Raw genomic sequence first — 6,076 nt, 5'->3', positions numbered from 1 at the left:
CGGGGCTGTGCCGCGCGGGGATCGCGCCGCGATGCTCGGGCGCGGCGTTCCGTAGCGCGATGACCGCTCCGCGGTGGACGGGCGCCTCGCCGTGGTCGACCGCGCCGCCCTGGTCGGGCGCTCCGCGGTGCTCAGGAGTGCCCCCCTGTTGAGTGTCCAGAACATGCCGCAGCGCCGCCGTACGGACGGCGTGTTCTGGACACTCGACGGGGTGAGGGTCCGCTCGAACGCCGAGCCCGCGTGCGCCCTCGACGGGAGCGCCGACGCGAGCGCGCGAACCCGCCGCCGCGCGAGGGGCGCGACGGCGGCGGGGGACGCGACGGGAGCCATGTCAGCGATTCTCGTCTCTCAGCGCGCGTCGAGGGCGCGGTTGAGCTCGAGCACGTTCACCCGCGGGTCGCCGAGAAAACCCAGATCGCGCGGCTGGGTGTGCTCCGCCACGAGCGCCGACACGTCGGAGACCGGGATGCCACGAGCCTCGGCGACCCGCACGACCTGGCGTTCGGCGGTGGCAACGGAGATGTCGGGGTCGAGGCCCGAGCCCGAGGCGGTGACGGCATCGGCCGGGATCGCGCCGGAGCCGTTCAGGGCGTCGAAGGCGGCTTTGCGCTCCTCGATCGCAGCGATGAGGTCGTCGTTCTCGGGTCCCCAGTTCGATCCGCTCGAGGCGGCGGAGTCGTAGGCGTCGCCGGCGGACGAGGGACGCGATTGGAAGTACTGCGGCAGGGCGTTGCCGTCGGCGTCCGCGAAGGACTGTCCCAGCAGCTGGGAGCCGACGACCTGGTCATCGGCCGAGCGGACCAGCGATCCGTTGGCCTGGAAGGGCAGGGCGACCTGCCCGACCGCGGTGATCAACAGCATGTAGCCGACACCGAGCAGGGCGGTGAAGAGGAGCATCGCGCGGGCGGCGACGCCGGCGGTACGCAGGGTGGTGCGCATGACGGGGCCTTTCAGAAGCTGGGGAGGAGGCCCACGACGAGGTCGATGAGCTTGATGCCGATGAAGGGGACGATGACGCCGCCGAGCCCGTAGACGAGCAGATTGCGACTCAGGATGCTCGACGCGCTGGCTGCGCGGTACTTCACTCCGCGCAACGCCAGCGGGATCAGCACGATGATCACGATCGCGTTGAAGATGATCGCGCTGAGCACCGCCGACGCGGGCGACGACAGCTGCATGATGTTCAGCACCGCCAAGCCCGGGAACACCCCCATGAACATGGCAGGAATTATCGCGAAGTACTTCGCGATGTCGTTGGCGAGCGAGAACGTCGTGAGCGCGCCGCGCGTGATCAGCAGCTGCTTGCCGATGCGAACGATGTCGATGAGCTTCGTCGGGTCGGAGTCGAGGTCGACCATGTTGCCGGCCTCCTTCGCGGCCGAGGTGCCCGTGTTCATCGCCACTCCCACATCGGCCTGCGCCAGCGCCGGGGCGTCGTTCGTGCCGTCCCCGGTCATCGCGACGAGGTTGCCGCCCTCCTGCTCGCGTTGGATGAGCGCGAGCTTGTCCTCGGGGGTGGCCTCGGCGAGGAAGTCGTCGACGCCCGCCTCCGCGGCGATCGCCTTCGCGGTCAGGGGGTTGTCGCCCGTGACCATCACGGTGCGGATACCCATCGCCCGCAGCTCCCCGAAGCGCTCACGGAGGCCGTCTTTGACGATGTCCTTGAGATGGATGACGCCGAGCACGCGGCCGGTTCCGTCGTCAGTGGTCGCTGAGCCCGTCGAAGCGCCCGCGGCAGTTCCGGTCCCTTCGACAGGCTCAGGGACCTGAGTGCGGACAGAGGTGGCTGAGCTTGTCGAAGTCACCGGGACCTGCGGGGTGCCGGTCCCTTCGGCAGGCCCAGGGACCCGCGCCGCGGGGGTCCACGTCGCGACGACCAGCGGCGTGCCGCCCGACTGCGCGATGGCATCCGTCTCGCTCCGCAGCTGCGCGCGCAGCGCCTCGGGAACGGGGGATCCGGATGCCGCGAGCCACGCCACCACGGCGGACGCCGCGCCCTTTCGCACCTGGGTGCCGTCGACGAGGTCGAGGCCGCTCATGCGGGTCTGCGCGGTGAAGGGCACCGATTCCGCGCCGCGGGGCATCTCGGCGACGATGCCCTGCGATGCCGCGAGCTCGACCACCGAGACGCCCTCGGGCGTGGGGTCGGCCTGCGACGACAGCGAGGCGAACTCGGCCAGTTCGGGAGCGCCGACGCCCTTCATGGGCACGAAGGCCGACGCGCGGCGGTTGCCGTAGGTGATCGTGCCGGTCTTGTCGAGCAGCAGGGTGGTCACGTCTCCCGCGGCCTCGACCGCGCGGCCCGACATGGCGAGGACGTTCCGCTGCACGAGGCGGTCCATTCCGGCGATGCCGATGGCGCTGAGCAGGGCGCCGATGGTCGTGGGGATGAGGCACACGAGCAGGGCGACCAGCACCGGGATCGACACCGGCGACGCCGCGTACGAGGCGATGGGGTTCAGCACCAGCACGACGATCACGAACACGATCGACAGGCTCGCCAGCAGGATGTTCAGCGCGATCTCGTTCGGCGTGCGCTGGCGCGAGGCGCCCTCGACGAGCGCGATCATGCGGTCGACGAAGGTCTCGCCGGGCTTCGAGGTGACCTTCACCACGATGCGGTCGCTCAGCACGCGCGTTCCGCCGGTGACGGCGCTGCGGTCGCCACCGGACTCACGAACGACCGGCGCCGACTCGCCCGTGATGGCCGATTCGTCGACGGTGGCGATGCCGTTGACGATGTCGCCGTCTCCGGGGATGAGCTCGCCCGTCTCGACCAGCACGACGTCGCCGACGCGCAGGTCGCCCGAGGGCACATCCTCGGTCGCGGCACGGGATGCCGAGGGGTCGTCGGGGGAGTACGAGACGACGCGGCGGGCCGAGGTGGTCGTGCGGGTCTTGCGCAGGGTCGCCGCCTGCGCCTTGCCACGGCCCTCGGCGACGGCCTCTGCGATGTTCGCGAAGAACACCGTGAGCCACAGCCAGATCGCGATGGCCCAGGTGAAGCCGAACGGCAGGGTCTCGGACGCTGAGCCGCCAGGGGACGCTGAGCCTGTCGAAGCGTCCCCGAGGAACGGCTCGGCGATCGCGATGAGCGTGGTCAGGGCTGCGCCCACCCACACCAGGAACATCACGGGGTTGCGCCACTGGGCGGCGGGATTGAGCTTCTTCGCGGCGCCCGGGAGGGCGGCGACGATCTGCGCGGCGCTGAACGCGCGGCGCGGGGAGGGGGCATCGCACCCTTCGACGGGCTCAGGGGCCGACTGGTGGGGAGCGTGCGTGAGCGTGGACATCAGCGGGTAAGTCCTTCGGCGAGGGGTCCGAGAGTGAGGACCGGGAAGTAGGTGAGCGCCGTGACGATCACGGCGACGCCGGCGAGCAGACCCGCGAACTGCGGGCGGTGGGTCGGCAGGGTTCCGGCGGTGGAGGGCACGGCATCCTGTGCCGCGAGGGCACCGGCCAGCGCCAGCACGAACACGATCGGCAGGAACCGGCCGAGCAGCATCGCCACGCCGAGCGCGGTGTTGAACCACGGGGTGTTGGCCGTCAGCCCCGCGAAGGCGGAGCCGTTGTTGTTGGCCGCCGAGGTGAAGGCGTAGAGCACCTCGCTCAGACCGTGCACCCCGGGGTTCCAGATCGAGGTGCCCTCGACGTCTTGCCGGATGCCGGGGATCGCGAAGCTCAGAGCGGTTCCGGCCAGCACCAGCGTGGGCGTCACGAGGATGTAGAGGCTCGCGAGCTTGATCTCGCGCGGCCCGATCTTCTTGCCGAGGTACTCGGGGGTGCGACCGATGAGCAGGCCGCCGACGAACACCGCGATCACCGCGAGGATCAGCATGCCGTACAGCCCCGAGCCGACGCCGCCGGGGGCGACCTCGCCCAGCATCATGTTGATCATCGGCATCATGCCGCCGAGCGCCGTGAAGCTGTCGTGCATCGAATTGACGGCGCCGGTGGAGGTCAGCGTGCTGGTCGAGCCGAACAGCGTCGAGCCGAAGATGCCGAAACGCACCTCCTTGCCCTCCATCGCCCCGCCCGCGAGCATCGGGGCGGTCCCGTTGCCGGCGAGCTCCGCCCAGGTGAGAAGGGCGGTGGATGCCGCGAAGATCGCGGCCATGACACCCAGGATCGTGTAGCCCTGGCGGTCGTCGCCGACGATGCGACCGAAGGCGCGAGGGAGCGAGAACGGGATGACGAGCATCAGGAAGATCGAGAACAGGCTCGTCCACGGCGTCGGGTTCTCGAACGGGTGGGCGGAGTTGGTGTTGAAGAACCCGCCGCCGTTGGTGCCGAGGAGCTTGATCGCCTCTTGCGAGGCCACCGGCCCACCCGGGATCGACTGGGCGGCTCCCGCGAGGGTCGTGGCATCCGTGAACCCGGTGAGGTTCTGGATGACGCCTCCCGCCAGCAGCACGATCGCCGCGACGATCGCGAACGGCAGGAGCAGGCGGTAGGTGCCGCGCACGAGGTCGACCCAGAAGTTGCCGATCACGCCGCTGCGGCGATGGGCGAACCCGCGGACGAGGGCCATGGCGATGGCGATGCCGACCGCGGCGCTGACGAAGTTCTGCACCGTGAGGGCGGCGAACTGCACGGTGTAACCGAGGGCGGTCTCACCCGAGTACGACTGCCAGTTGGTGTTCGTGACGAACGAGACGGCGGTGTTGAACGACAGCGCCTCGCCGGGGGCTGCGAGGCCGAGCGAGAACGGCAGCACCGCCTGCAGGCGCATGATCGCGTAGACGAACACGACGCCGACGAACGAGAACAGCAGCACCGAGCGCAGATACGCCTGCCAGGTCTGGGCGCTCCGCGCGTCGACGCCGATCAGGCGGTAGGTGACGCGCTCGACGGCGAGGTCGCGCTCGCCGGTGTAGATGCGGGCGATGTAGTCGCCGAGCGGGCGGTAGGCCAGGCCCAGCGCGACGATGAGGGTGAGGCTGGTCAGCAAGATGGACCAGATCATTCCGGCATCCACGTCAGAACTTCTCGGGGCGGACGAGGGCGACCACGAGGTAGACGACGGCGGCGACCGCGAGGACCGCGGCGAGGATCGAGAAGAAGATCATGAGCGCTCGCCCCCGTTCCGGCGTGCCGCGGGGGCGGACGGGCCGGTGGTGCGGGCGGACGAGGGGCGGGCTTCGGGACCCAGCTTCTCGACCCCCTTCGCGACGAGGGCGACCAGCGCGAAGAGCGCGACGGTCGCGGCGAGGAAGACGGCATCGAGCACGACGACTCCAGGATCGGAACAGAACCGCGGCGGACCGCGGGCGCCGCGGGGCGGCACGTGTGTCGATACAACTCCGCCGGGTCTCGGCATCCGGGCGTCCTTACGGTTTCCCTACGGGGCGCTGACGGACGCATACGCAGTGCTTACGCCGCGGCGCTCCGGCGGGGCGGTGCGGCACGGAGCCGCGGCAGGGCGGTGCGGCACAGCTCCGGCAGGATGCGCTCGCGGTGGCCCTCACGGTCCCGGTGGTCGGGATTCGCAGGAGTTGTGCGCGAGCGGCGCCGGGTCGGTGGTTGGCGCGGGGCCGACGGGGCTTGCCGGCCGACGGCACAGCTCTTGCGGAGCGCGCTCGCCGTGGCCCTTACGGTCCTGGTGGTCGGGATGTGCAGGAGTTGTGCGCAAGCCGACGGCTCACGCCGCGTCGACGTGCGGCGCGAGTCGTCGCACGCGACCGCGCGTGGGCGCATCATGGAGGCATGCTCTCTTCCGACGGCCCCGGCGTGCGGGTCGCCGCGCACCTGGTCATCCCGGAGTCCGAGCTGTCGTGGCGGTTCTCGCGCTCGTCGGGTCCGGGCGGGCAGGGCGTGAACACCGCGGACTCGCGCGTGGAACTGATGTGGGATGCCGCGGGCTCGGCGGTGCTGTCGCGCACGCAGCGCGAGAGGCTCGTCGACAAGCTCGGCGCCCGCCTCGTCGATGGCGTGCTGACGATCGCCGCGTCGGAGCATCGCGCGCAACTGCGCAACCGCGACGCCGCCCGCGAGAGACTCGCCACGATCGTCGGCGGCGCCCTGCGTCCACCCGCGCCGGCCCGCCGCGCCACGAAGCCCACGCGCGGCTCGAAGG

The 6,076-nt window shown here is 70.8% G+C and carries 6 protein-coding genes; 1 reads left to right on the top strand and 5 read right to left on the bottom strand.

Annotated features, from left to right (window positions below):
* Positions 1–348 precede the first annotated feature (348 nt).
* The 5 genes from kdpC to RWP81_RS13450 are packed head-to-tail and all read right to left on the bottom strand — an operon-like array spanning position 349 to position 5,230.
* Entirely contained in the window at positions 349–939 is a 591-nt protein-coding gene (gene kdpC / locus RWP81_RS13470) for a K(+)-transporting ATPase subunit C (protein WP_314456901.1), read from the bottom strand.
* An 11-nt stretch (positions 940–950) separates the two neighbouring features.
* Positions 951–3,293 (bottom strand): potassium-transporting ATPase subunit KdpB, encoded by a 2,343-nt coding sequence (kdpB, locus tag RWP81_RS13465; protein ID WP_314456899.1) that lies wholly within the window; start codon positions 3,291–3,293, stop codon positions 951–953.
* Positions 3,293–4,966, bottom strand: a complete 1,674-nt coding sequence (gene kdpA / locus RWP81_RS13460) for a potassium-transporting ATPase subunit KdpA (protein ID WP_314456897.1) — start codon at positions 4,964–4,966, stop codon at positions 3,293–3,295. The genes kdpB and kdpA overlap by 1 nt, the downstream gene beginning before the upstream one ends.
* Before the next feature lie 13 nt (positions 4,967–4,979).
* Positions 4,980–5,069, bottom strand: coding sequence for a K(+)-transporting ATPase subunit F (gene kdpF, locus RWP81_RS13455; RefSeq protein ID WP_074696280.1), 90 nt, complete (start codon positions 5,067–5,069; stop codon positions 4,980–4,982).
* Positions 5,066–5,230, bottom strand: coding sequence for a hypothetical protein (locus RWP81_RS13450; protein ID WP_156459120.1), 165 nt, complete (start codon positions 5,228–5,230; stop codon positions 5,066–5,068). The genes kdpF and RWP81_RS13450 overlap by 4 nt, the downstream gene beginning before the upstream one ends.
* 476 nt (positions 5,231–5,706) lie before the next feature.
* On the opposite strand from RWP81_RS13450, the gene arfB reads away from it, so the two are divergent.
* The coding region (arfB, locus tag RWP81_RS13445) for an alternative ribosome rescue aminoacyl-tRNA hydrolase ArfB (protein WP_314456896.1) at positions 5,707–6,076 on the top strand (370 nt) is incomplete at its 3' end.

The organism is uncultured Microbacterium sp., from assembly GCF_963521695.1.
Taxonomy (GTDB): domain Bacteria; phylum Actinomycetota; class Actinomycetes; order Actinomycetales; family Microbacteriaceae; genus Microbacterium.
Note: the sequence above shows the minus strand (reverse complement) of the source record. Positions and strands in the feature narration are given on the sequence as shown.

What these genes read in the sequence shown, in the direction of transcription:
- kdpC (WP_314456901.1), bottom strand. Translation starts at nt 939, where the DNA reads ATGCGCACCACCCTGCGTACCGCCGGCGTCGCCGCCCGCGCGATGCTC.
- kdpB (WP_314456899.1), bottom strand. Translation starts at nt 3,293, where the DNA reads ATGTCCACGCTCACGCACGCTCCCCACCAGTCGGCCCCTGAGCCCGTC.
- kdpF (WP_074696280.1), bottom strand. Translation starts at nt 5,069, where the DNA reads ATGATCTTCTTCTCGATCCTCGCCGCGGTCCTCGCGGTCGCCGCCGTC.
- kdpA (WP_314456897.1), bottom strand. Translation starts at nt 4,966, where the DNA reads ATGATCTGGTCCATCTTGCTGACCAGCCTCACCCTCATCGTCGCGCTG.